Annotated in this window: 26 protein-coding genes; 20 read left to right on the top strand and 6 right to left on the bottom strand. The window is 68.7% G+C overall.

Annotated elements, in window-relative coordinates:
• The first annotated feature begins 77 nt into the window (after positions 1 to 77).
• From N5D62_RS15200 to sodC, 5 genes are all read left to right on the top strand, one after another.
• On the top strand, positions 78 to 599 hold the full coding sequence (locus N5D62_RS15200; RefSeq protein WP_279758685.1) for a DUF3455 domain-containing protein: 522 nt from the start codon (positions 78 to 80) through the stop codon (positions 597 to 599).
• A gap of 45 nt (positions 600 to 644) precedes the next feature.
• Positions 645 to 1220 carry a sigma-70 family RNA polymerase sigma factor gene (locus N5D62_RS15205; protein WP_279758686.1) on the top strand — a complete coding sequence of 192 codons (576 nt, stop codon included), beginning with the start codon at positions 645 to 647 and terminating at the stop codon, positions 1218 to 1220.
• Positions 1217 to 1963: an anti-sigma factor gene (locus tag N5D62_RS15210; protein WP_279758687.1), complete on the top strand. Its 747-nt coding sequence runs from the start codon at positions 1217 to 1219 to the stop codon at positions 1961 to 1963. The genes N5D62_RS15205 and N5D62_RS15210 overlap by 4 nt, the downstream gene beginning before the upstream one ends.
• Before the next feature lie 158 nt (positions 1964 to 2121).
• Positions 2122 to 2622 carry a tetratricopeptide repeat protein gene (locus tag N5D62_RS15215; RefSeq protein WP_279758688.1) on the top strand — a complete coding sequence of 167 codons (501 nt, stop codon included), beginning with the start codon at positions 2122 to 2124 and terminating at the stop codon, positions 2620 to 2622.
• Positions 2623 to 2798: 176 nt separating this feature from the next.
• The gene (gene sodC, locus N5D62_RS15220) at positions 2799 to 3335 is read left to right on the top strand and encodes a superoxide dismutase [Cu-Zn] SodC (protein ID WP_279758689.1); all 537 of its coding nucleotides are present in this window, start codon (positions 2799 to 2801) and stop codon (positions 3333 to 3335) included.
• 138 nt (positions 3336 to 3473) lie between these two features.
• Here sodC and acnB read toward each other — a convergent pair whose 3' ends face one another.
• The 6 genes from acnB to N5D62_RS15250 form a co-directional block, all read right to left on the bottom strand.
• Positions 3474 to 6062 carry a bifunctional aconitate hydratase 2/2-methylisocitrate dehydratase gene (gene acnB / locus N5D62_RS15225; RefSeq protein ID WP_279758690.1) on the bottom strand — a complete coding sequence of 863 codons (2589 nt, stop codon included), beginning with the start codon at positions 6060 to 6062 and terminating at the stop codon, positions 3474 to 3476.
• A 53-nt stretch (positions 6063 to 6115) separates the two neighbouring features.
• Positions 6116 to 6553, bottom strand: coding sequence for a type II toxin-antitoxin system VapC family toxin (locus N5D62_RS15230; protein WP_279758691.1), 438 nt, complete (start codon positions 6551 to 6553; stop codon positions 6116 to 6118).
• A gap of 4 nt (positions 6554 to 6557) precedes the next feature.
• The gene (locus N5D62_RS15235) at positions 6558 to 6803 is read right to left on the bottom strand and encodes an AbrB/MazE/SpoVT family DNA-binding domain-containing protein (RefSeq protein ID WP_279758692.1); all 246 of its coding nucleotides are present in this window, start codon (positions 6801 to 6803) and stop codon (positions 6558 to 6560) included.
• A gap of 178 nt (positions 6804 to 6981) precedes the next feature.
• Positions 6982 to 7536, bottom strand: coding sequence for a hypothetical protein (locus tag N5D62_RS15240; protein WP_279758693.1), 555 nt, complete (start codon positions 7534 to 7536; stop codon positions 6982 to 6984).
• 233 nt (positions 7537 to 7769) lie between these two features.
• Positions 7770 to 8780, bottom strand: a complete 1011-nt coding sequence (locus N5D62_RS15245; protein WP_279758694.1) for an aldolase/citrate lyase family protein — start codon at positions 8778 to 8780, stop codon at positions 7770 to 7772.
• 191 nt (positions 8781 to 8971) lie between these two features.
• Positions 8972 to 9958, bottom strand: a complete 987-nt coding sequence (locus N5D62_RS15250; protein WP_279758695.1) for a malate dehydrogenase — start codon at positions 9956 to 9958, stop codon at positions 8972 to 8974.
• A 253-nt stretch (positions 9959 to 10211) separates the two neighbouring features.
• On the opposite strand from N5D62_RS15250, the gene N5D62_RS15255 reads away from it, so the two are divergent.
• From N5D62_RS15255 to N5D62_RS15325, 15 genes are all read left to right on the top strand, one after another.
• Positions 10212 to 10994, top strand: a complete 783-nt coding sequence (locus N5D62_RS15255) for a GntR family transcriptional regulator (protein WP_279758696.1) — start codon at positions 10212 to 10214, stop codon at positions 10992 to 10994.
• A gap of 126 nt (positions 10995 to 11120) precedes the next feature.
• Positions 11121 to 11561, top strand: a complete 441-nt coding sequence (sdhC, locus tag N5D62_RS15260; protein ID WP_279758697.1) for a succinate dehydrogenase, cytochrome b556 subunit — start codon at positions 11121 to 11123, stop codon at positions 11559 to 11561.
• A 76-nt stretch (positions 11562 to 11637) separates the two neighbouring features.
• Complete coding sequence (gene sdhD, locus N5D62_RS15265; RefSeq protein WP_279758698.1) at positions 11638 to 12000, top strand: succinate dehydrogenase, hydrophobic membrane anchor protein; 363 nt, start codon at positions 11638 to 11640, stop codon at positions 11998 to 12000.
• A gap of 3 nt (positions 12001 to 12003) precedes the next feature.
• The gene (sdhA, locus tag N5D62_RS15270) at positions 12004 to 13821 is read left to right on the top strand and encodes a succinate dehydrogenase flavoprotein subunit (protein WP_279758699.1); all 1818 of its coding nucleotides are present in this window, start codon (positions 12004 to 12006) and stop codon (positions 13819 to 13821) included.
• A gap of 19 nt (positions 13822 to 13840) precedes the next feature.
• The gene (locus tag N5D62_RS15275) at positions 13841 to 14545 is read left to right on the top strand and encodes a succinate dehydrogenase iron-sulfur subunit (protein WP_279758700.1); all 705 of its coding nucleotides are present in this window, start codon (positions 13841 to 13843) and stop codon (positions 14543 to 14545) included.
• 28 nt (positions 14546 to 14573) lie between these two features.
• Positions 14574 to 14855 (top strand): succinate dehydrogenase assembly factor 2, encoded by a 282-nt coding sequence (locus N5D62_RS15280; RefSeq protein WP_279758701.1) that lies wholly within the window; start codon positions 14574 to 14576, stop codon positions 14853 to 14855.
• 32 nt (positions 14856 to 14887) lie between these two features.
• Positions 14888 to 16198 carry a citrate synthase gene (gene gltA, locus N5D62_RS15285; RefSeq protein WP_279758702.1) on the top strand — a complete coding sequence of 437 codons (1311 nt, stop codon included), beginning with the start codon at positions 14888 to 14890 and terminating at the stop codon, positions 16196 to 16198.
• Positions 16199 to 16418: 220 nt separating this feature from the next.
• The gene (locus tag N5D62_RS15290) at positions 16419 to 17435 is read left to right on the top strand and encodes a LacI family DNA-binding transcriptional regulator (protein WP_279758703.1); all 1017 of its coding nucleotides are present in this window, start codon (positions 16419 to 16421) and stop codon (positions 17433 to 17435) included.
• Positions 17432 to 18442, top strand: a complete 1011-nt coding sequence (locus tag N5D62_RS15295; protein ID WP_279758704.1) for a ribokinase — start codon at positions 17432 to 17434, stop codon at positions 18440 to 18442. Before N5D62_RS15290 ends, N5D62_RS15295 begins: the two co-directional genes overlap by 4 nt.
• A gap of 19 nt (positions 18443 to 18461) precedes the next feature.
• Positions 18462 to 19442, top strand: coding sequence for a nucleoside hydrolase (locus N5D62_RS15300; protein WP_279758705.1), 981 nt, complete (start codon positions 18462 to 18464; stop codon positions 19440 to 19442).
• Between the two features lie 18 nt (positions 19443 to 19460).
• Positions 19461 to 20783, top strand: a complete 1323-nt coding sequence (locus tag N5D62_RS15305; RefSeq protein ID WP_279758706.1) for a TRZ/ATZ family hydrolase — start codon at positions 19461 to 19463, stop codon at positions 20781 to 20783.
• Positions 20784 to 20896: 113 nt separating this feature from the next.
• The gene (locus tag N5D62_RS15310; RefSeq protein ID WP_279758707.1) at positions 20897 to 22045 is read left to right on the top strand and encodes an ABC transporter substrate-binding protein; all 1149 of its coding nucleotides are present in this window, start codon (positions 20897 to 20899) and stop codon (positions 22043 to 22045) included.
• Positions 22046 to 22397: 352 nt separating this feature from the next.
• The gene (locus tag N5D62_RS15315) at positions 22398 to 22676 is read left to right on the top strand and encodes a hypothetical protein (RefSeq protein ID WP_279758708.1); all 279 of its coding nucleotides are present in this window, start codon (positions 22398 to 22400) and stop codon (positions 22674 to 22676) included.
• 106 nt (positions 22677 to 22782) lie between these two features.
• On the top strand, positions 22783 to 23451 hold the full coding sequence (locus N5D62_RS15320; RefSeq protein ID WP_279758709.1) for a response regulator transcription factor: 669 nt from the start codon (positions 22783 to 22785) through the stop codon (positions 23449 to 23451).
• A complete protein-coding gene (locus N5D62_RS15325; RefSeq protein WP_279758710.1) occupies positions 23444 to 25534 on the top strand; it encodes a hypothetical protein in 2091 nt (696 codons plus the stop codon). Before N5D62_RS15320 ends, N5D62_RS15325 begins: the two co-directional genes overlap by 8 nt.
• Positions 25535 to 25550: the final 16 nt, after the last annotated feature.

A 25550-nucleotide genomic window follows, 5' to 3' on the forward strand; every position in this document is an offset into this window, starting at 1 on the left:
GTTCCCGACCGAGGTCCGTAAGTCGAAGCGTGCGGCACCAATGCCGCGCCTCCACCGTCCACCTCAAGGAAGCACCCATGAAGCGAATCCACGCCGCCCTGTTCCCGTTCCTCGCCTGTGCCGCCGTCGCGGCGAGCGCCCAGGATCTCCCGGCCACCTTGCGCCCCGCGGAAGGCGCCCAGCGGCTGCTTGAACTGCACGCCGTCGGCGTCCAGGTCTACGAGTGCGCGAGGGCCGACGGCGGCGGCTGGACCTGGCAGTTCCGCCGCCCGGAAGCGACGCTGACCGACGCCCGCGGCGCGAAGGCCGGCGACCATGGCGCCGGACCGTTCTGGCAATTGAACGATGGCTCCCGGATCGTCGGGCAGGTCCAGGCCTCGTCGCCGGCGCCGGCCGCCGGCGCCATCCCCTGGCTGTTGTTGACGGTGAAAGCGCGCTCCGGCGCCGGCGGGCTCGAGCCGGTCGAGGCCGTCCAGCGCGTCAACACCGTGGGCGGCGTCGCGCCGCCGGCGGCCGACTGCACCGGCGCCGCCTCGGGCACCGCGCGCGTTCCCTACACCGCCGATTACGTCTTCTGGAGCGCGGCCCAGCCCCGCTGAGCCGTTCTTGAACGATCATCCGCGTCTTGGCTTTGACCGCGGGCGATGCAAGCACCTCAAGACCTCCACCAGCTGATGGCCCGCGTCGCCCTGCGCGACCGCGCCGCCTTCGAGCACCTCTACCGCCTGACCAGCGCGCACCTGTTCTCCGTGTCGCTGCGGATGCTCCGCAACGAACAGCGCGCCCAGGAGATCCTGCAGGAGGCCTACGTGAGCATCTGGCATCACGCGCAGGGCTACCAACCGGCCGCCGGCACGCCGATGACCTGGATGATCAACATCGTCCGCAACAAGGCCATCGACCTGCTGCGCGCGCGCCGCCACGAGGACGCGCAGTCGGTCGCGCTCGACGACGACGCGCTGGCCGTGCCCGCGGACGCGGCCGGCGAACCGGCCCACCTGCTCGAGCAAAGCCTGGTCGACGCCCGCATCGGCGCCTGCATGCAGACGCTGTCCGCGCCGCAGCGCCAGGCGCTCGCGCTCGCCTACTACCGCGGCATGGTCCACACCGAGATCGCCGAGGCGCTGCACACGCCGCTGGGCACGATCAAGGCGTGGGTGCGCCGCGGGCTGGACCGGCTCAAGACCTGCCTCGAGGCCGGAGGCGTCGTCGCGTCATGAACTACGAACGCCCCGAGTTGATCGACCACCTGGCGCGCGAATACGCGCTCGGCACGCTGCAAGGTCCGGCGCGGCGGCGCTTGCTCGCGTTGATGCGCGACTCCCGCCAGATCGCCGCCGCCGTCGCGCAGTGGGAAGCCCGGCTGGCGGTGATGGAACGCGCCCAGAAACCGATCCCGCCGCCGGCGTCGACCTGGCGCGCGATCGAGCAGCGCCTGTTCCCGGACACGCGGGCGGCCGCGTCGAAGGCCGGCACCGGCGATGCCGGCGTCGTCGGCGGCGTGCGGCGCTGGCTGTCCGCGCGCGTGCTCGGCGGCGTGGTGGCCGGCATGCTCGCGGCCGTCGTCGTCATCAAGACGGCGCCGACGATCGCCGGGCTGGAGGCGCCGTCGGAGGCGCTGCCCGCCAGCTACGTCGGCGTGCTCGGCGCGCCGTCGGCGCCGCCGTCGGTCGTCGTCAGTTCGCGTCGCCACGGCAAGCTGCTGACCGTCAAGGTCCTGCGCCCCATCGACGTGCCGGCCGGCCGCCAGGCCACCTTGTGGGCGATCCCGAAGGAGGGCGTCCCTTGGGTCGTCGGCACGGTGACGGCGTCCGGGCAGACGCGCATCGCGCTGCCGCAGGAGTCGGAGAAGCTCTTCGCCGCCGTGGGGCGGCTCGGCATCAGCCTCGAGGCACCGGCCGCCGCGCCGCCGGCGGCGCCCTCGGCCTTCGTGCTGGAAGGCGCCTGCGTCAAGGTGTGGTGAGGCCGCCTGGGCATGGCGCCGGAGGCGGCGATGGCACCGGCGCCGCGCGAGGCGATCGATGCGCGACAGGGGATTTTCGATCTCGGGTGCGTCCGGCAGCATCCGGCGTCCGTATGTGTGGAAGCAGGATGTCCTGCGTCACCCTCGAGGAGCCCCCCATGAAGTCTTTGAAGCTGCTGTCCGTGGCCGTCGCCGCCTGGGCCCTGGCCGGATCCGTCGCCCCCGCGCTGGCCGCCGACATGTCGCCGCCGCCGGCCGCCACGCCGGCGCCGTCGGCCAACCGCCTGGCCACCGCGCGCCAGCTGATCGAGGCCCGCAAGTGGGAGGCCGCGCGCGACGAGCTCAAGCGCGTCGACGACCGCCGCAGCGCCGACTGGAACAACCTGATGGGCTACGTGTCGCGCAAGGCCGGCAATCCGGACCTGGCCGCCTCGGAGCGCTATTACGACGAGGCGCTGCGCATCGACCCGCATCACCGCAACGCGCTGGAGTACTCCGGCGAGCTCTACCTGATGAAGGGCGACCTGGCCAAGGCGCAGGCGCGGCTCGCCACGCTGGCCACGGAATGCAATGCCGCCTGCGAGCAGCACGCCGACCTCAAGGAAGCGATCGAGCGCTACCAGGCCAACGGCAACAAGTACGTGTCCAAGGGCTGGTGAACCCGCTTTCCTAACGCGGTCGAAACGCCATCCGGACGCCGGGGTGGACAGAATCGCCGACACCCATGGCCGCCAGCCCGTGCCGCTCTTCCCGCAGGTCCCGGGCGGCGATGCCGACGACACCCGCCCATCCCCCTTCCCACAAACCCAACTACACCCACGCCAAGGAGCCCTGAATGAACTTCAAGAAGTCGCTGTGCCTGAGCCTGTTCGTGTCCTGCGTCGCCGCCACGGCCGCGCAGGCCGCCGAGCTGACGGTGAACCTCTCCGCCGCCCAGGCGGACGGCGCCGGCGCGGCCGTCGGCACCGTGCGCATCGTCGAGACGCCGTATGGCCTCGCGTTCTATCCGCAGCTCAGCGGACTGCCGGCCGGCCTGCACGGCTTCCACGTCCATGAGAACGCGTCGTGCGCGCCGTCCACGGCCAACGGCACGACGACGCCGGCCGGCGGCGCGGGCGGGCACTTCGACCCGCAGGGCACCAAGCGCCATGGCGAGCCCTGGGGCGACGGCCACCTCGGCGACCTGCCGCCGCTGTTCGTCGCGCAGGACGGCAAGGCGATCAACCCGGTGCTGTCGCCGCGCCTGAAGCAGCTCTCCGAGCTCAAGGGCCATGCGCTGATGGTCCACGCCGGGGGCGACAACCATTCCGACCATCCCGCGCCGCTGGGCGGTGGCGGGGCGCGCGTCGCCTGCGGCGTCATCGGCGGCTGAGCGCGCGGCCGGCGTCCGGCGCTGGCGCCAATGCAAAGGGCCCGGAAGCTTGCGCCTCCGGGCCCTTGTTCATAGGGCAGGGGACTCAAAATCCCCTGCGTCCGAGGCCGCCCGTCGGGCCGCCTCGGCGTCGTGGCCTCAGGCCACCGACTTCGCGGTCTCCGCGTATTCCTCGATCTGGTCGAAGTTCATGTAGCGGTAGACGCTCGACTTGTCGGCGTCGATGACGCCCATTTCCTTCAGGTACTCCTCCTTGGTCGGGAGGCGGCCCAGGCGGGACGCGATCGCGGCCAGCTCCGCCGAGCCCAGGAACACGTTGGTGTTCTTGCCCAGGCGGTTCGGGAAGTTGCGGGTCGAGGTCGAGATGACCGTCGCGCCTTCGCGGACCTGCGCCTGGTTGCCCATGCACAGCGAGCAGCCCGGCATTTCCGTGCGCGCGCCGGCCGTGCCGAAGGCGGCGTAATGGCCTTCCTTGATCAGCTCGCTCTGGTCCATCTTGGTCGGCGGCGCGACCCACAGCTTGACCGGGATGTCGCGCTGGCCGCCCAGCAGCTTCGCCGCCGCGCGGAAGTGACCGATGTTGGTCATGCACGAGCCGATGAAGGCCTCGTCGATCTTGGTGCCGGCGACTTCCGACAGCACCTTCGCGTCATCGGGGTCGTTGGGGCAGCAGACGATCGGCTCGGTGATGTCGGCCAGGTCGATCTCGATCACGGCCGCGTATTCGGCGTCCTTGTCCGCTTCCAGCAGGTCGGGCTTGGCCAGCCAGGCCTCGACCTTCTCGATGCGGCGCTGCAGCGTCTTCGCGTCCGCGTAGCCGTCGGCGATCATGTTCTTCATCAGCACGACGTTGGAGGTCAGGTACTCCTTGATCGGCGCCGGGTTCAGCTTGATCGTGCAGCCGGCGGCCGAGCGCTCGGCCGAGGCGTCGGACAGCTCGAACGCCTGTTCCACCTTCAGGTCGGGCAGGCCTTCGATCTCCAGGATGCGGCCCGAGAAGATGTTCTTCTTGCCGGCCTTGGCCACCGTCAGCAGACCGGCCTTGATCGCGTACAGCGGGATCGCGTGCACCAGGTCGCGCAGCGTCACGCCCGGCTGCATCGAGCCCTTGAAGCGCACCAGCACCGATTCCGGCATGTCCAGCGGCATCACGCCGGTCGCGGCGCCGAAGGCCACCAGGCCCGAACCGGCCGGGAAGGAGATGCCGATCGGGAAGCGGGTGTGCGAGTCGCCGCCGGTGCCGACGGTGTCGGGCAGCAACAGGCGGTTCAGCCAGCTGTGGATCACGCCGTCGCCCGGACGCAGCGACACGCCGCCGCGGTTGGAGATGAAGGCGGGCAGCTCGCGGTGCGTCTTCACGTCCACCGGCTTCGGATACGCGGCGGTGTGGCAGAAGGACTGCATCACCAGGTCGGCCGAGAAGCCCAGGCAGGCCAGGTCCTTCAGCTCGTCGCGGGTCATCGGGCCGGTCGTGTCCTGCGAACCGACGGTCGTCATCTTGGGTTCGCAGTAGGTGCCCGGACGCACGCCCTGGCCTTCCGGCAGGCCGACCGCGCGGCCGACCATCTTCTGCGCCAGCGTGAAGCCGGCCTTGGTCTCGGCCGGCGCCTGCGGCAGGCGGAACAGCGTCGAGGCGGCCAGGCCCAGGAACTCACGCGCCTTGGCGGTCAGCGAGCGGCCGATGATCAGGTTGATCCGGCCGCCGGCGCGCACTTCGTCGAACAGCACGTCGCTCTTGAGCTTGAACTCGGCGACCGTCTCGCCGTTCTTCACCAGCTTGCCGTCGTAGGGCAGCACGTCGATGACGTCGCCCATCTCCAGCTTGGACACGTCGACCTCGATCGGCAGCGAGCCCGAGTCTTCCTGCGTGTTGAAGAAGATCGGCGCGATCTTGCCGCCCAGCGTCACGCCGCCGAAGCGCTTGTTCGGGACGAACGGGATGTCCTGGCCGGTGGCCCAGATGACCGAGTTGGTCGCGGACTTGCGCGACGAACCGGTGCCGACGACGTCGCCGACGTAGGCCACGACGTGGCCCTTCTTCTTCAGGTCCTCGAGGAACTGCATCGGGCCGCGCTTGCCGTCTTCCTCGGGCTTGAAGGCCGCGTCGGGACGCGTGTTCTTCAGCATCGCCAGGTAATGCAGCGGGATGTCGGGGCGGCTCCAGGCGTCCGGCGCGGGCGACAGGTCGTCGGTGTTGGTCTCGCCCGGCACCTTGAAGACGGTGACGGTGATCTTCTTCTCGACTTCGGGACGCGAGGTGAACCACTCGGCGTCGGCCCAGCTCTGCATCACTTCCTTGGCCTTGGCGTTGCCCGCCTTGGCCTTGGTGGCGACGTCGTTGAAGTAGTCGAACATCAGCAGGGTCTTCTTCAGGCCCTCGGCCGCGACGCCCGCCACCTCGGCGTCGTCCAGCAGCTCGATCAGCGGATGCACGTTGTAGCCGCCGACCATGGTGCCCAGCAGCTCGGTGGCCTTGGCCTTGGAGACCAGGCCGACCACCAGGTCGCCGTGCGCGACGGCGGCCAGGAAGCTGGCCTTGACCTTGGCGGCGTCGTCCACGCCCGGGGGCACGCGGTGGGTCAGCAGGTCCAGCAGGAAGGCGTCCTCGCCGGCGGGCGGGGCCTTGATGAGCTCGATCAGCTCGGCGACTTGCTTCGCGTCGAGCGGCAGCGGCGGGATGCCGAGCGCGGCGCGTTCGGCTTCGTGTTGGCGGTAGGCTTGCAGCATGCGAACTCCAGTTTCTGTGGTCTCTGCTTGGGTCGGAAGGCGGGTCTTGGCGGTCACGGCGCGCTGGGCACGATGACCTTGAGGCCCTTGAAATAGTCTCGGAAGAAGCCCTGGTCGCGGGTGATCAGGCCGTCGCACTGCAGCATCGCGTGCGCGCCGACCAGGAAATCGGGCATCGCCCGCGCGGAGGGGATCGACGCGGCCGCCTCGGGCGCGCCCTTGTCGGCCAGCCGTTGCTTGAACTTGCGTTGCATCTCGCCGGCGCGGATCGCCGCGCGCTGGTCGATGGCCAGGAAGCTCAGGCCCATCTCCTCCAGCGCGTCCATCACCTCGGAACCGTGGCCGAGGCCGGCGGTCACCTCGGCCAGCACCACGTCGCACAGCACCACCGGGCCGCTGGACAGCGCCAGGCGCAGCGCGGCCTCGGCCGCGTCGGCGCCGGGCGCGTCGCCCAGGAGGTCGATGAGGACGGAGCTGTCGACGGCGATCATCGGATCAGGCCTCGGACGACTCGTCCGGCGCGCGGCCGCGCAGTTCGCGCATCACGTCGTCGGTGGCGGTGCCTTCGGGCAGCTTGAAGCGGCCGCGGGCGCGGGAGATGGCGTCGTCGACGTTCTTGCGCAGGATGATGCGCGCGCCGTCGAGCTCGACCTTGAGCGTCGTGCCCTTGGTCAGGCCCAGCGCGTCGCGGACGGCCTTGGGCAGGGTGATCTGACCTCGTTCGGCGACAGTGGCTTCCATGGGCGCTCCTGGCAATGCTGGGAGATTAGGTGACGCTTCTGGCGAATTCATGACCGCCGGACATCCGGCGGTATGGCTCAGAAAGTATGCATGAATTGTACGTACTTTCGGCCCATGAAATCCAGCGGCGCCAATGAAAAAGCCGCCTCGAGGGCGGCTTCCGGCATGGCGCGGGGGCTCAGTTCGAGCCGGGAGCGATGCCCAGGCCGGAGCCGGCGGGGGCCGACGAGGCGCGGGCGGCCTCGATCGCGGCGCGCTGCTCGGGGTGCACGCATTCGTCGACCATGCGCTGGCCGGCCTTCACGTCCAGCAGCATGGACTTGTTGGCGATCTGAACCATCAGCGTGCGGCCGGTGACGTCTTCCAGGCGCAGGGCGCCGGTGGACGACAGGACCGGCTTCATCGTGAAGGTGTCCTTCTTGTAGGCCACGTCGATGTAGCCGGTGTGCTTGGCGTTGGGCTCGATGGTGATCGACTGCTTGAACTCGCACTCGTACAGGCCAAGGTAGGCGCGCTTGGCGGCGGCCAGCTGTTCCTCGTTCGCTTCCGGCAGCGGGGGCGGGGGCGGCGGGGTCTTGGCGGCGGGCTTCTTGGCGCTCTTCGCCGGGGTCTTCGCGGGGGCCTTGGCCGCGGGCTTGGCGGCGTTCGGATCGGGCTGGGCGGCGGCGAAGCCGGCGGTCAGTGTCAGCGCGGCGGCAGCGGCGCCGGACAGGAGGAGGGCGGTCAGTCGCATTCGGAGTGGAGGGTGAGGACCTGGGGAAACCACCCGCCGGTGCGGGTGGCCGAAAAAGCAAAACGCCGGAACCCGGCGATGCGCGATTGTCACCGCTGCCTGCCGGCGCCAGGCGGCGAATTAATGTGTCAATCGGTTGATCCGGCCTAGGGGATTCACCGGTTGCGCGGGCCGTGGCGCGCGGCGGCCCCCCGGCCGCGTCAGGGTCGCGTCAAGGCTGGCCCAAGACCGCCTCAGAGCGGCGACGGGCGCGGTGCGAACCACGCCTGCTCGACCTCCGTCGGCAGCGCCTGGCCGGTGGCGTGGGCGCGCTGCAGCAGGTGCCAGAACAGGCGGTAGCTGGCGCGGTCGTGCAGCATGTCGCGGTGCTGGATCGGCGCCCATTGCGCGGCCTGCGCCGCGTGCAGGATGTCGATCGCCTCGTCGATCTCCGCGACGCTGGGCGCGAAGGCATCGACGATCGGCTGGATCTGGTTCGGGTGGATGCTCCACATCCGCGTGTAGCCGAACTCGCGCGCGGCGCGCTCGGCGGCGGACTGGATCGCGCGTTCGCTCTTGAACTCGGTGACGACGCAATGCGACGGCGTCTTGCCGTGGGCGTGCGCGGCGGCGGCGATCGACAGCTTGGCGCGGCGCACCAGCGGATGGGTGAACTGGCCCTCGACGGTCAGCGCCGAGCGCGGGATCGCGCCGCGGTGCGCGGACACGAAATCCATCAGCCCGAAGGACAGCGACTCGATGCGCGGATGGGCCGCGATCGCCATCACGTCGCGCAGTGCGCCGTGGGTCTCGACCAGCGTGTGCAGCGGCAGCGGCTTGCGCACGCCGTGGCGCTTCAGGCTGTCGTCGATGAAGGCGATCGCGCGGCCCAGGTCCTCGATGCCTTCGGGCTTGGGGATCATCAGGAAGGCCAGCTTCTCGCCGCCGCCGGCGATCACCGCCTCGACGTCGGCCTCGAACGCCGGATGCCGGAACGGGTGCACCCGCACGCCGACGCGGCCGTGCGCATTCAGCGGGCCGTTGAGCAGGTGCAGCACCAGCAGCATGTGCTCGGCCTCGCCGCCGACCGGCGCGCCGTCCTCGCAGTCGAGCGTGATGTCGAAGACCGGTCCCATCCGCGCCTGCAGCTCCAGGCTCTTGATCATGCGGGCCTCGACGCCGCAGTAGTGGTCGACGACCGGCAGCACGACGGGGGCCTGGCCTTCTTCGAACAGGGCCTGGGCGGGAGTGAGGAGGGCGCTCATGCGAGGGGGGATGAGGAGATCTGGAATGAAGAAGGGCCGACCCTCTTGCGAAGGTCGGCCCAACGATACTGCCTTCAGCGACGGACCGGCGAAGCAGGGTCCCGATCAAGCCGGGCACGAGGATCTGGCTTTGCCAGGCCTCGGAGCCGCCCCTTGAGGGGCCGCCGAAGGCGGTAGGGGTGGTCCGAGTCTTACAGCAGGTGCTTGACGCCGTTCTGCTCTTCCAGCAGTTCGTTCAGCGTCTTGTTGATGCACTCCTGCGAGAAGGCGTCGATCTCCAGGCCTTCGACGATCTTGTACTCGCCGTTCTCGACCGTCACCGGGTAGCCGAACATGACTTCCTTGGGGATGCCGTATTCGCCGCCCGACGGGATGCCCATCGTGACCCACTTGCCGTTGGTGCCCAGGGCCCAGTCGCGCATGTGGTCGATCGCGGCGTTGGCGGCCGAGGCGGCCGACGACAGGCCGCGCGCGGCGATGATCGCCGCGCCGCGCTTGCCGACGGTCGGCAGGAAGGTGGTGCGGTTCCACTCTTCATCGTTGATCAGCGCCTTGACCGACTGGCCGTCGATCGTGGCGAAGCGGTAGTCGGCGTACATCGTCGGCGAGTGGTTGCCCCACACGGCCAGCTTCTCGATGCCGGCGACCGGCTTGCCGGTCTTGGCGGCGATCTGCGAGGCGGCGCGGTTGTGGTCCAGGCGCAGCATGGCGGTGAAGTTCTTGGCCGGCAGGTCCGGGGCCGACTTCATCGCGATGTAGGCGTTGGTGTTGGCCGGGTTGCCGACCACCAGCACGCGCACGTCGCGCGAGGCCACGGCGTTCAGCGCCTTGCCCTGCACCGTGAAGATCTGGGCGTTGGCGGCCAGCAGGTCCGAGCGCTCCATGCCCGGGCCGCGCGGACGCGCGCCGACCAGCAGCGCGTAGTCGGTGTCCTTGAAGGCGGTCATCGGATCGCTGTGGGCCTCGATGCCGGCCAGCAGCGGGAAGGCGCAGTCTTCCAGCTCCATGATCACGCCCTTGAGCGCGTTCTGGGCCTTCTCGTCGGGGATCTCCAGCAGCTGCAGGATCACGGGCTGGTCCTTGCCCAGCATCTCGCCGCTGGCGATGCGGAACAGCAGGGCGTAGCCGATCTGGCCGGCGGCGCCGGTGACGGCGACGCGAACGGGTTTCTTGCTCATCAGAGTCTCCGAAAAGTGCGAGTGAACGATCTGGGAGGCGCGGTCGGCGCCAGCGGCGGCAAGTGTAGGCCAGCACGCCGGCGCCACGGCTTGCGAAAGGGTCTTCTTCGCCCACCGGTGTGGAGCGGCGGCCCAAATTACGGGACGACGATTGCGCGAAACTGACACTCTTGTGTCTTATATAAGACTAATCTCGTCGGACTCCCCGCGGAGGATGGACGCTCGCGCGGCGTTTGTGCTCGAATCCCGCCCCATGTCGCCCCCCGCCGCCCCGGTCCACCCCGTCACGCCGCTCAACGAGCTGGCGCGCGCGGAGGCCGCGCCGTCGTTCAGCCCGCTGTATCGCCAGATCAAGGGGCTGATCCTCAAGGGGCTGCAGGCCGGCGAGTGGAAGGCGGGGGAGACCATCCCCAGCGAGATGGAGCTCGCCGCCCGCTTCGGGGTGAGCCAGGGCACGGTCCGCAAGGCCGTCGACGAACTCGCCGCCGACAACCTGCTGGTGCGCCGCCAGGGCAAGGGGACCTTCGTCGCCACCCACGCGGAACAGCAGCAGCAATACCGCTTCCTGCGGCTGACGCCCGACGGCGACGCGTCCGCCACGCTCGGCCGCCAGCTGCTGGACTGCAAGCGCCAGCGCGCGCCCGCGTGGATCGCCAAGCTGATGCAGCTGCGCGCCGGCGACCCGGTCATCGAGATCCGCCGCCTGCTGCACAGCGGTGGCCATCCGGTCGTGTTCGACGACATCTGGCTGCCGGGCGCGCTGTTCAAGGGCCTGTCGACGGAGCGGCTGCTCGAGCATCGCGGCCCGTTCTACAGCCTGCTCGAAACCGAATTCGGCGTGCACATGATCCGCGCGCAGGAAAAGATCCGCGCGGTCGCGGCGGACGACGATGCCGCCGCGCTGCTGCAGGTCGCGCCCGGCAGTCCGCTGCTGAGCGTGGAGCGGCTCTCCTTCACCTACGGCGACAAGCCGGTGGAGTTGCGCCGCGGTCTCTACAACACCTCCCACCACTTTTATCGCAACGACCTGAACTGATGCTTTCGTGTTGTGGCGATGACGCTTCCATGGCACGGCATGGAAACGACATGCGCCCAGGACACCCTTCCGGGGTGTTGCGTTGCAATAAAATCTTCGGGTTTCACATTGATTACAAGGTCGGACATGACGGACGCCACCCAAGCCACCAAGAAGAATCGACCGGTCTACACCAACATCCATGTCACGCAGATCGTCGCGTACCGCCTGCCGCCGGCGGGCATCGTGTCGATCCTGCATCGCATCAGCGGCCTGCTGATGTTCTTCCTGCTGCCGTTCGTGATCTGGATGTTCGACACCAGCCTCACGTCGGAGATCTCGTACGAGACCTTCACCGCCGCCTTCGTCTCGGGCATCGGCTTCGTGCCGGCCTGGTTCGTGAAGCTGGCGACGCTGGGCCTGATCTGGGGCTACCTGCACCACTTCATCGCCGGCGTGCGCCACCTGTGGATGGATGCGACGCACAGCGTCAGCAAGGAATTCGGCAAGAGCAGCGCCGTCGCGACGCTCGTGCTGAGCGTCGTGCTGACCCTGGCGCTCGGCGCCAAGCTGTTCGGCCTGTACTGATGCCGCCGCGACCGGGCGGCCACGGGCCGCGCGGTCGGGACGGATTCCGACGATTGACCCAAGAGGCAAATCAACAATGACAACCTACGGAAGCAAGCGCATCGTCACCGGTGCGCATTACGGCCTGCGCGACTGGATGGCGCAGCGCGCCACCGCGCTGCTGATGGCGCTCTTCACCATCGTGCTGCTCGCGCAGGTGCTGTTCACCAGCCAGCCGATCGGCTACGACCTGTGGGCCGGGATCTTCAGCAAGCAGTGGATGAAGTTCCTGACCTTCGCGCTGATCGTCTCCCTGGCGTACCACGCCTGGGTCGGCGTGCGCGACATCTGGATGGATTACGTGAAGCCGGTGGGCGTGAGGCTGTTCCTGCACACGTTCACGCTGGTGTGGTTGACGGGTTGCGCGGGTTGGGCGATCCAAGTGCTCTGGAGGCTGTAAGAAATGACAATCGGAACCTCGCTGCCCAAGCGCAAATTTGACGTCGTGATCGTCGGAGCCGGCGGCTCCGGCATGCGCGCGTCGCTGCAGCTGTCGCTGGCCGGCCTGAACGTGGCCGTGCTGTCCAAGGTTTTTCCCACCCGCTCGCACACCGTGGCCGCCCAGGGCGGCATCGGCGCCAGCCTGGGGAACATGTCCGAGGACAACTGGCATTACCACTTCTACGACACCGTGAAGGGCTCGGACTGGCTGGGCGACCAGGACGCCATCGAGTTCATGTGCCGTGAGGCGCCCAAGGTCGTCTACGAGCTCGAGCACTTCGGCATGCCGTTCGACCGCAACCCGGACGGCACGATCTACCAGCGTCCGTTCGGCGGCCACACCGCCAACTACGGCGAGAAGCCGGTCCAGCGCGCCTGCGCCGCGGCTGACCGCACCGGCCACGCGCTGCTGCACACGCTGTACCAGCAGAACGTCAAGGCCCGCACCAACTTCTTCGTCGAGTGGATGGCGCTGGACCTGATCCGCGACGCCGACGGCGACTGCGTCGGCGTGACCGCGCTGGAGATGGAGACGGGCGAGATCCACATCCTCGAAGCCAAGACCGTGCTGCTGGCCACCGGCGGCGCGGGTCGCATCTTCGCGGCCTCGACCAACGCCTTCATCAACACCGGCGACGGCCTGGGCATGGCCGCCCGCGCCGACATCCCGCTGCAGGACATGGAGTTCTGGCAGTTCCACCCGACCGGCGTGGCCGGCGCGGGCGTGCTGCTGACCGAAGGCTGCCGCGGCGAGGGCGCGATCCTGCGCAACGCCAACGGCGAGCGCTTCATGGAGCGCTACGCCCCGACGCTGAAGGACCTGGCGCCGCGCGACTTCGTCTCGCGCTGCATGGACCAGGAGATCAAGGAAGGTCGCGGCTGCGGTCCCAACAAGGACTACGTCGTGCTGGACATGACCCACCTGGGCGGCGACACCATCGCCAAGCGCCTGCCGTCGGTGCTGGAGATCGGCCACAACTTCGCCAACGTCGACATCACGAAGGAACCGATCCCCGTCGTGCCGACCATCCATTACCAGATGGGCGGCATCCCGACCAACGTCCACGGCCAGGTCGTGATCCAGAAGGGCGACGACAACAAGAGCGTCGTCAACGGCCTGTACGCGGTGGGCGAGTGCTCCTGCGTGTCGGTGCACGGCGCCAACCGCCTGGGCACCAACTCGCTGCTGGACCTGGTGGTCTTCGGCCGCGCCGCGGGCAATCACATCGTCGAGGCGCACAAGGCCTTCAAGGCCGCGGGCAAGTCGCACAAGCCGCTGCCCAAGGACGCCGCCGACAAGACCCTGGCCCGCGTGGCGCGCCTGGAGTCCAACACGGGCGGCGAGTACGCCCAGACGGTCGCCGACGACCTGCGCGCCGCGATGCAGTCGCACGCCGGCGTGTTCCGCACCAGCAAGCTGCTCGACGAGGGCGTCACCGCCGTCGCCGCGATCCGCGAGCGGGTCAAGAACATCACGCTGAAGGACAAGTCCAAGGTCTTCAACACCGCGCGCGTCGAGGCGCTGGAGGTGGACAACCTGATCGAGGCCGCGCAGGCCACGATCGTGTCCGCCGCCGCCCGCAAGGAATGCCGCGGCGCCCACACCGTGAACGACTTCGAGCGCGGCGCGGACGATGCGGAATTCCCGCTGGGCCGCAACGACAAGGAGTGGATGAAGCACACGCTGTGGCACTCCAAGACCAACAGCCTGACCTACAAGCCGGTCAACCTGCAACCGCTGACCGTCGAGAGCGTCCCGCCGAAGGTCCGTACCTTCTGATCGGCCGCCGGAGAACACCATGATCAAGCGCACCTTCAAGATCTACCGCTACGACCCGGACAAGGACGCCAAGCCCTACATGCAGACCATCGAGCTGGAGCTCGCCGGCAACGAACGCATGCTGCTGGACGCCCTGCTCAAGCTCAAGGCGGTGGATCCGTCGCTGTCGTTCCGCCGCTCCTGCCGCGAAGGCGTCTGCGGCTCCGACGCGATGAACATCAACGGCAAGAACGGCCTGGCCTGCCTGACCAACCTGCGCTCGCTGCCGGACGTGGTCATCCTCAAGCCGCTGCCGGGCCTGCCCGTCGTCCGCGACCTGATCGTGGACATGACGCAGTTCTTCAAGCAGTACAACTCGATCCGGCCGTTCCTCGTGAACGAGGAAGCGCCGCCCGAGAAGGAGCGCCTGCAGTCCCCCGAGGAGCGCGACGAGCTCAACGGCCTGTACGAGTGCATCCTGTGCGCGAGCTGCTCGACGAGCTGCCCCAGCTTCTGGTGGAACCCCGACAAGTTCGTCGGTCCCGCCGGGCTGCTGCAGGCCTACCGCTTCATCGCCGACAGCCGCGACCAGGCCACCGCGGAACGCCTCGACAACCTCGAGGACCCGTACCGCCTGTTCCGCTGCCACACCATCATGAACTGCGTCGACGTCTGCCCGAAGGGTCTGAACCCGACGAAGGCGATCGGCAAGATCAAGGAACTGATGGTGCGTCGCGCCGTCTGAGCCCGGCATCGCGAGCCCCCGCACACGCATGAACGCCGCCGACACGAACACCCTCATCGACGAGAGGGATCTCTCCAAACTGAAATGGCGTTGCCGCCGTGGTCTGCTGGAGAATGACCTTTTCATCGAGCGGTTCTTCCAGCGGCACGAAGGCGCGCTCACCGAGTTCCACGCGGAAGGCCTGCGGCAGCTGATGGACCTGTCGGACAACGACCTGCTCGACCTGATGCTGGCCCGCAAGGAGCCCGCCGACGAGCTGGACCGTCCCGACGTCCACGCGGTGCTCGCGATGCTGCGGACCCCTCAGTAAACAAGAACCCCCCGAAGTCATAAGGAATGCCCATGACCCCGTCTGACGTCAAAGCCACCCTGTCGTTCTCCGATGGCAGCCCGCACATCGATCTGCCGCTCTACAAGGGCACGATCGGTCCGGACGTGATCGATATCCGCAAGCTGTATGGCCAGACGGGCAAGTTCACCTACGACCCGGGCTTCCTGTCGACCGCGTCCTGCAACTCGACCATCACCTACATCGATGGCGACAAGGGCGAGCTGCTGTACCGCGGCTACCCGATCGAGCAGCTCGCGGTGAACTGCGACTACCTCGAGACCTGCTACCTGCTGCTCTACGGGGAACTGCCCAACCCGGCGCAGAAGGAAGAGTTCGTCGACCGCGTGACCCATCACACGATGGTCAACGAGCAGATGCAGTTCTTCCTGCGCGGCTTCCGCCGCGACGCGCACCCGATGGCGGTCATGACCGGCCTGGTGGGCGCGCTGTCGGCCTTCTATCACGACAGCACCGACATCAATAACCCCGAGCACCGCGAGATCGCCGCGATCCGCCTGATCGCGAAGATGCCGACGCTGGTGGCGATGGCCTACAAGTACACGATCGGCCAGCCCTACGTGTACCCGAAGAACGACCTCTCGTACGCCGGCAACTTCATGCGCATGATGTTCGCCACGCCCTGCGAGGAGTACAAGCCCAACGACGTGCTGGTGCGCGCGATGGACCGCATCTTCACGCTGCACGCGGACCACGAGCAGAACGCCTCGACCTCGACGGTGCGCCTGTGCGGCTCGTCGGGCACGAACCCGTTCGCCGCGATCGCCGCGGGCGTCGCCTGCCTGTGGGGCCCGGCCCACGGCGGCGCCAACGAGGCCTGCCTGAACATGCTCAACGACATCCAGCAGATGGGTGGCGTGGCCAAGATCGGCGAGTTCATCAAGCAGGTCAAGGACAAGAACAGCGGCATCAAGCTGATGGGCTTCGGCCACCGCGTCTACAAGAACTACGACCCGCGCGCCAAGCTGATGCGCGAGACCTGCCACGAGGTCCTGGGCGAGCTGGGCCTGCACGACGACCCGCTGTTCAAGCTGGCGATGGAGCTGGAGAAGATCGCGCTGGAAGACGAATACTTCGTCGCCCGCAAGCTGTACCCGAACGTCGACTTCTACTCGGGCATCGTGCAGCGCGCCATCGGCATCCCGGTGCCGCTGTTCACCGCGATCTTCGCGCTGGCCCGCACGGTCGGCTGGATCGCCCAGCTGAACGAAATGATCGGCGACCCCGAGTACAAGATCGGCCGCCCGCGCCAGCTGTTCGTCGGCGCCACCAAGCGCGACGTCCAGCCGATCGCCCAACGCTGAACGGCGTGCACGTCGAGCCGCCTCGGCGGCTCGAGCCACGAAAGCCCCTGCGCCCCGCGCCAGGGGCTTTTTCGCATCTGGACGCGTCCTGGCGCTTCTGAATATTTGATGCGCGGGGGTCGCCCCGGGATCGATCGCATCACCGTTGGGGTATGCTTTGCAAACGTTTGCAATTGACTGAATCCGCCAGTTTGGCACGACCTGGGGACCTAATCTACCGATGAGCACCATCAAGGATGTGGCCGCGCTGGCGGGGGTGTCCTTCACCACGGTGTCGCATGTGTTGAACAACACGCGGCCGGTGAGCGCGGAGGCCCGCGCGCGGGTGCTGGCCGCGGTCGACGAGATCGGCTACCTGCCCAGCGCGGTGGCGCGCTCGCTGCGGCGCAGCGAGACCAAGATCGTCGGCGTGCTGGTGCCCAACGTGCGCAACCCGTTCTTCGCCGAACTGGTCGTCGGGGCCGAGGAGTGGTGCCGCCAGGCCGGGTACTCGGTCTTCCTCTGCAACTCGGACAACGATCCCAAGCACCAGCAGTCCTACCTGCGCACGCTGCTGGAAAAGCGCATCGACGGCCTGCTGCTGAGCTCGGCCGGCGATGCCGAGACGCTGGCCGGCACCTTCCGCCACGCCAGCGTGCCGGTGGTGACGGTGGACCGCCTGGTGCCCGGCGCGCGCGCGGACCGCGTCAGCGTCAACAACCAGCTCGGCGCCTTCGAGGTGGTGCGCCACCTGCTCGAGCTGGGTCATCGCCGCATCGGCTGCGTCAGCGGCCCGGCCGAATTCGAGGTCACCACCGAGCGCGTCGCCGGCTGGCGCAACGCGCTGCAGCGGCGCGGCCTGGTGGCGCATGCCGAATGGCTCGCCGAAAGCGACTTCAGCACCGCCGGCGGCTACGAGGCGGTCAAGGGGCTGCTGACGCGCCAGCCCGAGCTGACCGCCGTCTTCACCTGCAACGACCTGATGGGCATGGGCGCGCTGCGCGCCGCCGCCGAGCTCGGCCTGGTCGTGCCGCGCCAGCTGTCGGTCGTGGGCTTCGACGCGATCGAGCTCGGCAGCTACGTCTATCCCGCGCTGACCAGCGTGGGCTGCTCGATCCGCGAGCTCGGCCGGGAGGCCGGCCGCGCGTTGATCGAGCGCATCGAGAATCCCCAGGCGCCCTACAAGGACCTGCAACTCGTGCCGCAGGTCGTGCTGCGCGAGAGCACCGCGGCGCCGTCGTCTCCGGAGCATTCATGACTTCAGCAAAGGCTGCGGCCACCGTGGTGGTGGTGGGCAGCGTCAACATGGACCTCGTGGCCCACGCCGCGCGCCTGCCCGCGCCGGGCGAGACCCTGATCGGCGAGGCCTTCGCCGGCACGCCCGGTGGCAAGGGCGGCAACCAGGCGGTGGCCGCGTCGCGGCTGGGCGCGGAGGTCGCGCTGATCGGCCGCATCGGCATGCGCCAGCACGGCCAGGACCTGCTGACGGCGCTCGAGGTCGAACGCGTGCACACCGGCGCGATCCGCCGCGACGAGGCCACCTGGCCCGGCGTGGCCGTGATCATGGTCGCCCGCGAGGGCGGCGAGAACGCGATCGTCGTCGTGCCCGGCAGCAATGCCGACCTGGACGATGCCGACATCGAGCGGGGCGGGGCGCTGCTGCGCCAGGCCAAGGTCGTCGTCGGCCAGCTGGAGGTGCCGCTGCCGGCGATCCAGCGCGCCTTCGAGATCGCCCGCGAGGCCGGCGTCACCACGGTGCTCAACGCCGCGCCGGCGCAGGCGCTGCCCGCGGCGCTGCTGGCGCTGAGCGACTGGCTGGTCGTCAACGAGACCGAGGCGCTGCAGCTCGCCCGCGCCGTGACGCTGCCCGGCGACGCCGACGGGTTGACGATCGCCCGCGCCACCGCCGCGCACCTGCGCACGCTGGGGCCGCGCCATGTGCTGGTGACGCTCGGCGGCGCCGGCGCCTGGCTGCTGTGCGACGAACACCCCGAGGGGCTGCACCTGAATGCGTCGCGCGTGGACGCGGTCGACACCGTGGGCGCCGGCGACACGCTGGTCGGCGGCCTCGCCGTCGGCCTGGCCGAGGGCCTGGTGCCGGCGCGCGCCGCCGCGCTGGGGCAATCGGCCGCGGCGCTGGCGGTCAGCCGCTCCGGCGTGCAGCAGGCCATGCCGCACCGCTCGGAGCTGCCGCCGCTGCCGGAATTGCCGGAGTTGTCCGCGCGGGCCGCGAACGCGGCACACTCCGCCGTCGGCAACCCCTGACCCTGGAGCGCAGTACCCCATGGACAGCACCCTGACGGCCCCGGGCCGCATTCCCGTCCTCTTCGACACCGATCCCGGCATCGACGACGCGCTGGCGCTCGCGCTGCTGGCCTGCCACCCGCGCTTCGAGCTGGTGGCGATCACGACCGCCTTCGGCAACGGCCCGGTGGCGACCACCACCCGCAACGCGCGCGGCCTGGCCGCGCTCTTCGGCCGGGACGTGCCGGTGGCGGCCGGCGCCGAGGGGCCGTTGCTGGACAAGCGCCGCCGCAAGGACGCCGCGCACGTGCATGGCGACGACGGCCTCGGCGGCGTCGCCGATCGCCTGCCGGCGCCGACGCGGCCGCTCGATCCGCGGCCCGCGCATCAAGCGATCTGCGACCTGGTCAACGAGCGTCCCGGCGAGATCACGCTGGTGGCCGTCGGCCCGTTCACGAACCTGGCGCTGGCGCTCGAGCACGACCCGTCGATCGCGGCCAAGGTCCGGCAGATCGTCGTGATGGGCGGCGCCTTCGGGTTGCGCGGGCACGGCGGCAACGTCTCGCCGGTGGCCGAGGCCAACATCATGGCCGACCCCGAGGCCGCCGACCGGGTCTTCACCGCCGACTGGCCGGTGACCGTCGTCGGCCTGGACGTGACGCAGGAAGCGATCATGCGCGAGGCGGAGCTCGCGAAGCTGCGCGGCCGCGGCGACGGCGCCGGCGACCTGCTGTGGCAGGCGACGCGCCATTACCAGCAGTTCTACGACGCCCGCGACGGCATCGGCGGCATCTACGCGCACGACGCGAGCGCCGCCGCGGTGCTGCTGGTGCCCGAGGCCTTCACGCTGCGCGCCGGTCCGGTGCGCGTCGTGCTCGAGGGCATCGCCACCGGCCAGACGATCCAGGACTGGCGCGGCGAGCACGGCGCGGACACGCCGTGGAGCCGCTTCCGCGCGCAGCAGGTCTGCGTCGAGGTCGACGCGGCGCGCGTGCTGGCGCTGTTCGACGAGATCTTTTGAGGATGTGAGGAGAACCCCATGACGACCCAAGCCGTGAAGCTGCTGTTGCCCCGCTGGCTGATCACCATGACCCCGGACAGCCCGGTGCTGGAACAGCACGCGCTGGCCATCGAGGGCGAGCGCATCGCCGCCGTGCTGCCGCGCGAGGAAGCCCTCAAGCGCTATGCCGACGCCGAGCGCGTCGAGCTGCCGCACCACGTGCTGATCCCCGGCCTGATCAACGCGCACACGCACTCGGCGATGTCGCTGCTGCGCGGCGTCGCGGACGACCTGGCGCTGATGGACTGGCTCAACAACCACATCTGGCCGCTGGAGCGCCAGTGGGTCAGCGAGGACTGGACCTACCAGGGCTCGCTGCTGTCGGCGGCCGAGGCGATCCGCGGCGGCGTGACCTACCTCAACGACATGTACTTCTTCCCCACCGCGATGGCCCGCGCGGCGGTGGACAGCGGCATCCGCGCCGGCGTGTCGATCAACGTGATCGACTTCCCCACCGGGTACGCCGCCAACGCGCAGGACTACATCGACAAGGGCCTGGCCGCCTACGAGCAGTTCAAGGGCGAGCAGCTGCTGGACTGGACCAGCGCGCCGCACGCGCCGTACACGGTCTCCGACGAGACCTTCATCCAGCTGCGCCAGCTGTCCGAGAAGTACGACCTGCAGGTCCACTGCCACATCCACGAGACGCAGGACGAGATCGACGGCAGCCTCAAGCAGTACGGCGTTCGTCCGCTGGCCCGCCTGCACAAGCTGGGCCTGCTGAACGCCAAGATGATCGCCGTCCACATGGTCCACCTCGACCAGGACGAGATCGACCTGGTCGCCCGGCAGGGCGTGCACCTGGTCCACAACCCGAGCTCCAACCTGAAGCTGGCCTCGGGCGTCGCGCCGGTGAAGGCGCTGGAGGCCGCGGGCGTCAACACGGTGCTGGGCACCGACGGCGCCGCGTCCAACAACCGCCAGGACATGTTCAGCGAGATCCGCGCCGCCGCGCTGCTGGCCAAGGGCGTGACGGGCGACCCGCTGACCGTCTCGGCGCGCACCGCGCTGGAGATGGCCACCGTGCGCGCGGCCAAGGCAATGGGCCGCGCCAACGACCTGGGCACGCTGGAGGCCGGCAAGCTGGCCGACGTCGTGGCCGTGGCGCTGGACTCGATCGAGTGCCAGCCCGTGTATCACGCCGACGCGCAACTCGTTTATGTCGCCGGGCGTGAACATGTCACGGATGTCTGGGTGGGCGGGCGGCAGCTGCTGTCGAATCGCAACGTTCTGACTTTCGACACCCAGGCTTTGCTGGGCCGCGTCCAGGACATCGTCGCTAAGATGCGCGCGGGGCGCTGATCCCCCCTGAACGCGGGGGAGGGCGCCGAGGGGCCGGCGCCACTCCCGATCGGGGCGCCGGCGTGCAGGAGACACAGCCGGCGCGCCACACCGCGCCGGTGGGACAGACCACCATGAGCAAGCCTTCCCGCCGCCGGCCCCTGAGCCGGTTCGCCGCTTCCGTCGCCACCGCGGCGCTGGCCCTGGGCCTGAGCGCCGCCGCCCGCGCGGACATCCTGATCGGCCAGACGGCCGGCTTCACCGGCCAGGTCGCCGCCAGCGTCAAGGAGCTGACGCTGGGCGCCCGGCTCTACATCGACCACGTCAATGCCGCCGGCGGCGTCAACGGCCAGAAGATCGACCTGCAGTCGCTGGACGACGGCTTCGATCCGAAGCGCGCCGCGGCCAATGCGCAGACGCTGATCGACAAGGGCGCCGTGGCGCTCTTCCTGACCCGCGGCACGCCGCACACGCAGGCCGTGATCCCGCTGCTGGAGAAGGCGCAGGTGCCGCTGGTGGCGCCGTCCACCGGCGCGATGCTGCTGCACAAGCCGGTGCCGGCCTACGTCTTCAACGTGCGCTCGACCTACCAGCGCGAGGCCGAGCGCGCCGTGCAGCTGCTGCTCGAGATGGGCAACACGCGGATCGCGCTGGTGCAGGTCAACGACACCTTCGGCGCCGACGGCGTCGCTGGCGCGATGGCCGGGTTCGAGCACCGCAAGGCCAAGCCGATCGCGCACTTCACCTACGACCGCGAGAAGCCGGACATCCCCGGCATGGTCAAGCAGCTGGTCGCGGCAGATCCGCAGGTCGTGCTGCTGGTGGCCTCGCAGCAGATCACCGCCGACACGATCAACGCGCTGCGCGCCGCCGGCTCGCGCATCCTGGGCGCGACGCTGTCCAACAACGCCTCCAACGGTTTCGTCCAGCTGCTGGGCCAGAACGCCGCCGGGGTCATCGTCTCGCAGGTCTTCCCGAGCGAGCGCAGCACCAACCTGCCGATGGTGCGCGAGCTGACCGACCTGGTGAAGGCCAAGCCGGCCGAGAGCGGCGGCCTGGTGACGCCGGCCATGATGGAAGGTTTCGCCAGCGCCAAGGTGCTGGTCGAGGGCCTGAAGCGCGCCGGCAAGGACCAGACGCGCGCCAGCCTGCTGCGGGCGCTGAACAACATGACGCGTTACGACCTGGGCGGCATGGAGCTGAACTTCAGCCCCACCGATCACACCGGCACCAACTACGCCGACATCGCGATCATCGACCCCCGGGGGCGTTTCCTGCGCTGAGCGCGCCACCGCTCCCTCCCCACGACGGGCGCCTTCGGGCGCCCGTTTTGTTTTCCCTGACGGCCGCCCCGGTCGAACGGCTCGTCGCCGGCGCGATTTCAGCGACTGAGTTCATGCGGCAGTTGTCGTGGTGGCTGATCACGAAATGGTCAATGGCCCTTTGGCGATAAATAAATGGCCAGAAAGAGCTTTGGCATTTCATTACTCGAACCATAAGTTCGAAAAATACGCCATTCATCAAAAGAATTTATTGCTGATAGCAATTCGAAGTCGATCGATACAGGTTTGAGTGATTAGCAAGCTGATCGCAGTCGATGACACTGCCACCGGAGTTTGCGGATGGATTTGTGCGATGAAAAACATGTACGCGATCTCGATCGGCCTGACCGTCGCGGGTACCGGATGTCTCCTGATCGAGCGGATCGATTCAGCCGGTCTCGGTTATCCCTCATTTGAACTAACTGGGATGGGTTGTCTTTTGGCGATCGGCGGCCTGATGCTGCTGGTGGTCTGTCTGGTCGCCAGTGCGGATGATTACCTCAAACGCCAATGGCGGCGGGGTTTGCGATGTATCTCCGGGCTGCGGCGGCGATGGCGCCGATCCTCCTCGACGACCACTGAATCCTGTTAGGCCGTGTTTTTTGCTTTACTTGCTTCGGTGATTGCTCCTTTTCCATCGCTCGCGAAACTGTGCCCGCCTCCGGGCATGGGAAAAACGAGTGAGAAGGAGCTAACGAATGAGTATTGCCGTCGTGATCATCGAGGACGATCCGGCCGTCATGAAAAGGCTGGTTGACGTGATTTCGAACAGCAGTTTTTGCGAGGTGGTCGGGGTGGCCAAGAATCGCGGCGAGGCGGTCGCGGCCATCCTCGCCAATCGGGCCGACCTGTATGTGGTCGACCTGGGGTTGCCCGACGTCGATGGCGTCGAACTGATCCGGTTGATCAAGGACAAGTGCCCCGAATCGCGCAGCGTCGTCGTCAGCACCTTTGGCGACAGCAAGCATGTGATGCGCAGCCTGCGGGCCGGGGCCAGCGGTTATCTGCTCAAGGAGGAGATCCAGCCGTCCATGGTCGACAAGCTCGTGAGCGCGCATAACGGCCAGGCGCCGCTCAGCCCGTCGGTGGCGCAACTGGTGGTGGACCGGATCACGATGCTCGAGAACAACGAGCGCCCGCAGGTCGACCGCCAGAAAGTGCTGCGCGAACTCGGCATGGGCGAGCGGGAGTGGGAGGTCCTGCGCCACCTCGTCGAGGGCCTGCCGATCGTCGAGATCGGCCGCCGATTGAGCATTTCCCATCACACCGTCAACCAGCACCTGCGCAGCGTCTATCGCAAGCTGGGGGTGAAGTCGCGCGCGATGGCGGCCAACGCCGCGCGCCTGCATGGGTTGATCGATGAGTAGTCGGCCCCGGCGGTCGCTGAAGGGGGTGCTGTTCTGGCTGACCTTCCTCATCCTGGCCCTGCTGATCGTGGCCACGAGTTGCCTGGCGACCCGGGTCCATCGCATCGAGGCGGCCCAGGACCTCGAGATCGTCGCCGCACCGCCCGATTCGCGCGACGCCGGCCCGGAGTCGCCGCGCCTGCGTGGCCTGTCCCTGGTCGACGAGCGCCACATCGGGCTTCCCTACGCCCATGACCTCAGCCAGGTCGTGGGCCTGAAGCGGGCCAGATTCCGCATCGACCTGGATCGCTACCTGGCGCGCCCGGCGCCTTGCTGCGACGAGTGGTCGCCGGAGGACTCCCCGGGCGAATCGCGCATTCCCGGCGCCAGCCTGCTGGTCAGCCAGGCGCTGGACGGCATGGACATCTACCTCAACGGCGTCTGGATCGCGGGACTGCCGAAGTCGGATGCGAAGAGCCGCTACAAGTGGTACCGGCCGCTCCAGGCGCCCCTGGCGCGTCGCCTGGTCAAGCCCGAAGGCAACCAGCTGACGGTGGAGCTCACGACCTGGGACGCGCGGGTCCACCTGGCGCCGATCTACATCGGCGATCTCGGCACCATCTCGTACATCTACGAGCTGACCGCGTTCATCGGCTCGTCGCTCGCCAACGCCTCCAATGTCTTCTGCCTGCTGGCTGGCATGTTCATGCTGGGCGCCTGGCTCGCGAGCAAGAAGGACGGCGCGGTGTTCCTGCATGCCGGCGCCACGACCGTGCTGTGGTCGGTGCTGTTCACGCTGGTCCTGCTGCCCTACAAGCCGGCGGCGCTCGTGCCGCTGTGGGTCTGGGTGCAGTACGCCTGCATGGGAGGCGTGGTCGCGGTGCTGACCCTGTTCCTCTTCGCCTTCGTCGGCGAGCCGCTCGGCCGGGGCGGCCGGATCGCGCTGTTCGGCGCGGCGGCGTTCGCGGCCATCGCCTATCCGCTGCTGGGCCTGCGCGGGCGGGAATGGCTCGATGCCTACTGGCTGCCGGCGCTGCTGGTCTTCCACCTCTACGCGTGCTCGCGCGTGGCGCTGCATGTCGCGCGCACGCGTTCGCGCACGGCGATGTCGTTGCTGTTCCAGTCGGTGCTGGCCCAGGTGTTCGCGCTGCGCGACCACAACGCGATCCTGCAACTGGTCCAGTTCCCGATGCCCGACGCCGGCTGGTCGCTCGCGCACCTGCTGGTGACGCCGATCTTCCTGAGCCACCTGAGCGTGCCGCTGCTGCTGTTCGTCGTCGCGCAGATCCTGCTGACGACCTTCCAGGCGAACGTGAAGCGCATCCGCGACCACAACCGCATCCTCACCGACACGCTGCAGCAGCGCGAGCGCGAACTGCTGGTCAGCTACAACCGCCAGCGGGAGATGGAGAACGAGGCCGCGGCCCAGGGCGAGCGCGACCGCATCTACCGCGACCTGCACGACGGCATCGGCTCCAAGCTGGTGACGACGCTGTTCAGCGTGCGCGACCGCGAGATCGACCACGACCGGCTCGAGGGGCGCCTGATGGACGCGCTGACCGACCTGCGCGAGATCATCTCGGTGACCGACGTCCGGGAGCACCGGACGATCCACGACGTCCTCTTCACCTACTGCAGCAGTCTCGACGAGTCCCTCACCCGGGGGGACTTCCAGATCGAGTACGACATTCTCGAAGGGTCCGAAATCGTGCTGTTGGACGATCTCTCCAAGCAGGTGATGCGCATCGTCGAGGAATCGGTCGCCAACACCATCAAGTACGCCAACGCGAGCCGCCTGTCGATCCGCATGGCGGTGTTCCACGGGGAGCGGCTGGAGGTGCTGATCGAGGACAACGGCCGGTCCGGCGGCGGCGCCTGCGACGCGCCGGCGGGCGGCGGATCGCCGCTGTCCGGCGGCACCGGCCTGGAGGGCCTGCGGCGCCGCGCCGAGCGCATCGGCGCCCACTTCCGTTTCGAACGCACCGCGCAAGGGGCGCGGACCGTGCTGGTGCTGCCGCTGTCGCCAGCGGACGTCGAACACCCAGCAAACGAGTCGGCGCCCGACTGGTCCCAGTCGGAAGCGCCCGCAAGAGCACTGAGCTGAGTCATCGAACATCGGA

Source organism: Mitsuaria sp. GD03876, from assembly GCF_029840635.1.
GTDB lineage: Bacteria > Pseudomonadota > Gammaproteobacteria > Burkholderiales > Burkholderiaceae_C > Roseateles.

What these genes read in the sequence shown, in the direction of transcription:
- N5D62_RS15200 (WP_279758685.1), top strand. Translation starts at nt 78, where the DNA reads ATGAAGCGAATCCACGCCGCCCTGTTCCCGTTCCTCGCCTGTGCCGCC.
- N5D62_RS15205 (WP_279758686.1), top strand. Translation starts at nt 645, where the DNA reads ATGCAAGCACCTCAAGACCTCCACCAGCTGATGGCCCGCGTCGCCCTG.
- N5D62_RS15210 (WP_279758687.1), top strand. Translation starts at nt 1,217, where the DNA reads ATGAACTACGAACGCCCCGAGTTGATCGACCACCTGGCGCGCGAATAC.
- N5D62_RS15215 (WP_279758688.1), top strand. Translation starts at nt 2,122, where the DNA reads ATGAAGTCTTTGAAGCTGCTGTCCGTGGCCGTCGCCGCCTGGGCCCTG.
- sodC (WP_279758689.1), top strand. Translation starts at nt 2,799, where the DNA reads ATGAACTTCAAGAAGTCGCTGTGCCTGAGCCTGTTCGTGTCCTGCGTC.
- acnB (WP_279758690.1), bottom strand. Translation starts at nt 6,062, where the DNA reads ATGCTGCAAGCCTACCGCCAACACGAAGCCGAACGCGCCGCGCTCGGC.
- N5D62_RS15230 (WP_279758691.1), bottom strand. Translation starts at nt 6,553, where the DNA reads ATGATCGCCGTCGACAGCTCCGTCCTCATCGACCTCCTGGGCGACGCG.
- N5D62_RS15235 (WP_279758692.1), bottom strand. Translation starts at nt 6,803, where the DNA reads ATGGAAGCCACTGTCGCCGAACGAGGTCAGATCACCCTGCCCAAGGCC.
- N5D62_RS15240 (WP_279758693.1), bottom strand. Translation starts at nt 7,536, where the DNA reads ATGCGACTGACCGCCCTCCTCCTGTCCGGCGCCGCTGCCGCCGCGCTG.
- N5D62_RS15245 (WP_279758694.1), bottom strand. Translation starts at nt 8,780, where the DNA reads ATGAGCGCCCTCCTCACTCCCGCCCAGGCCCTGTTCGAAGAAGGCCAG.
- N5D62_RS15250 (WP_279758695.1), bottom strand. Translation starts at nt 9,958, where the DNA reads ATGAGCAAGAAACCCGTTCGCGTCGCCGTCACCGGCGCCGCCGGCCAG.
- N5D62_RS15255 (WP_279758696.1), top strand. Translation starts at nt 10,212, where the DNA reads ATGTCGCCCCCCGCCGCCCCGGTCCACCCCGTCACGCCGCTCAACGAG.
- sdhC (WP_279758697.1), top strand. Translation starts at nt 11,121, where the DNA reads ATGACGGACGCCACCCAAGCCACCAAGAAGAATCGACCGGTCTACACC.
- sdhD (WP_279758698.1), top strand. Translation starts at nt 11,638, where the DNA reads ATGACAACCTACGGAAGCAAGCGCATCGTCACCGGTGCGCATTACGGC.
- sdhA (WP_279758699.1), top strand. Translation starts at nt 12,004, where the DNA reads ATGACAATCGGAACCTCGCTGCCCAAGCGCAAATTTGACGTCGTGATC.
- N5D62_RS15275 (WP_279758700.1), top strand. Translation starts at nt 13,841, where the DNA reads ATGATCAAGCGCACCTTCAAGATCTACCGCTACGACCCGGACAAGGAC.
- N5D62_RS15280 (WP_279758701.1), top strand. Translation starts at nt 14,574, where the DNA reads ATGAACGCCGCCGACACGAACACCCTCATCGACGAGAGGGATCTCTCC.
- gltA (WP_279758702.1), top strand. Translation starts at nt 14,888, where the DNA reads ATGACCCCGTCTGACGTCAAAGCCACCCTGTCGTTCTCCGATGGCAGC.
- N5D62_RS15290 (WP_279758703.1), top strand. Translation starts at nt 16,419, where the DNA reads ATGAGCACCATCAAGGATGTGGCCGCGCTGGCGGGGGTGTCCTTCACC.
- N5D62_RS15295 (WP_279758704.1), top strand. Translation starts at nt 17,432, where the DNA reads ATGACTTCAGCAAAGGCTGCGGCCACCGTGGTGGTGGTGGGCAGCGTC.
- N5D62_RS15300 (WP_279758705.1), top strand. Translation starts at nt 18,462, where the DNA reads ATGGACAGCACCCTGACGGCCCCGGGCCGCATTCCCGTCCTCTTCGAC.
- N5D62_RS15305 (WP_279758706.1), top strand. Translation starts at nt 19,461, where the DNA reads ATGACGACCCAAGCCGTGAAGCTGCTGTTGCCCCGCTGGCTGATCACC.
- N5D62_RS15310 (WP_279758707.1), top strand. Translation starts at nt 20,897, where the DNA reads ATGAGCAAGCCTTCCCGCCGCCGGCCCCTGAGCCGGTTCGCCGCTTCC.
- N5D62_RS15315 (WP_279758708.1), top strand. Translation starts at nt 22,398, where the DNA reads ATGAAAAACATGTACGCGATCTCGATCGGCCTGACCGTCGCGGGTACC.
- N5D62_RS15320 (WP_279758709.1), top strand. Translation starts at nt 22,783, where the DNA reads ATGAGTATTGCCGTCGTGATCATCGAGGACGATCCGGCCGTCATGAAA.
- N5D62_RS15325 (WP_279758710.1), top strand. Translation starts at nt 23,444, where the DNA reads ATGAGTAGTCGGCCCCGGCGGTCGCTGAAGGGGGTGCTGTTCTGGCTG.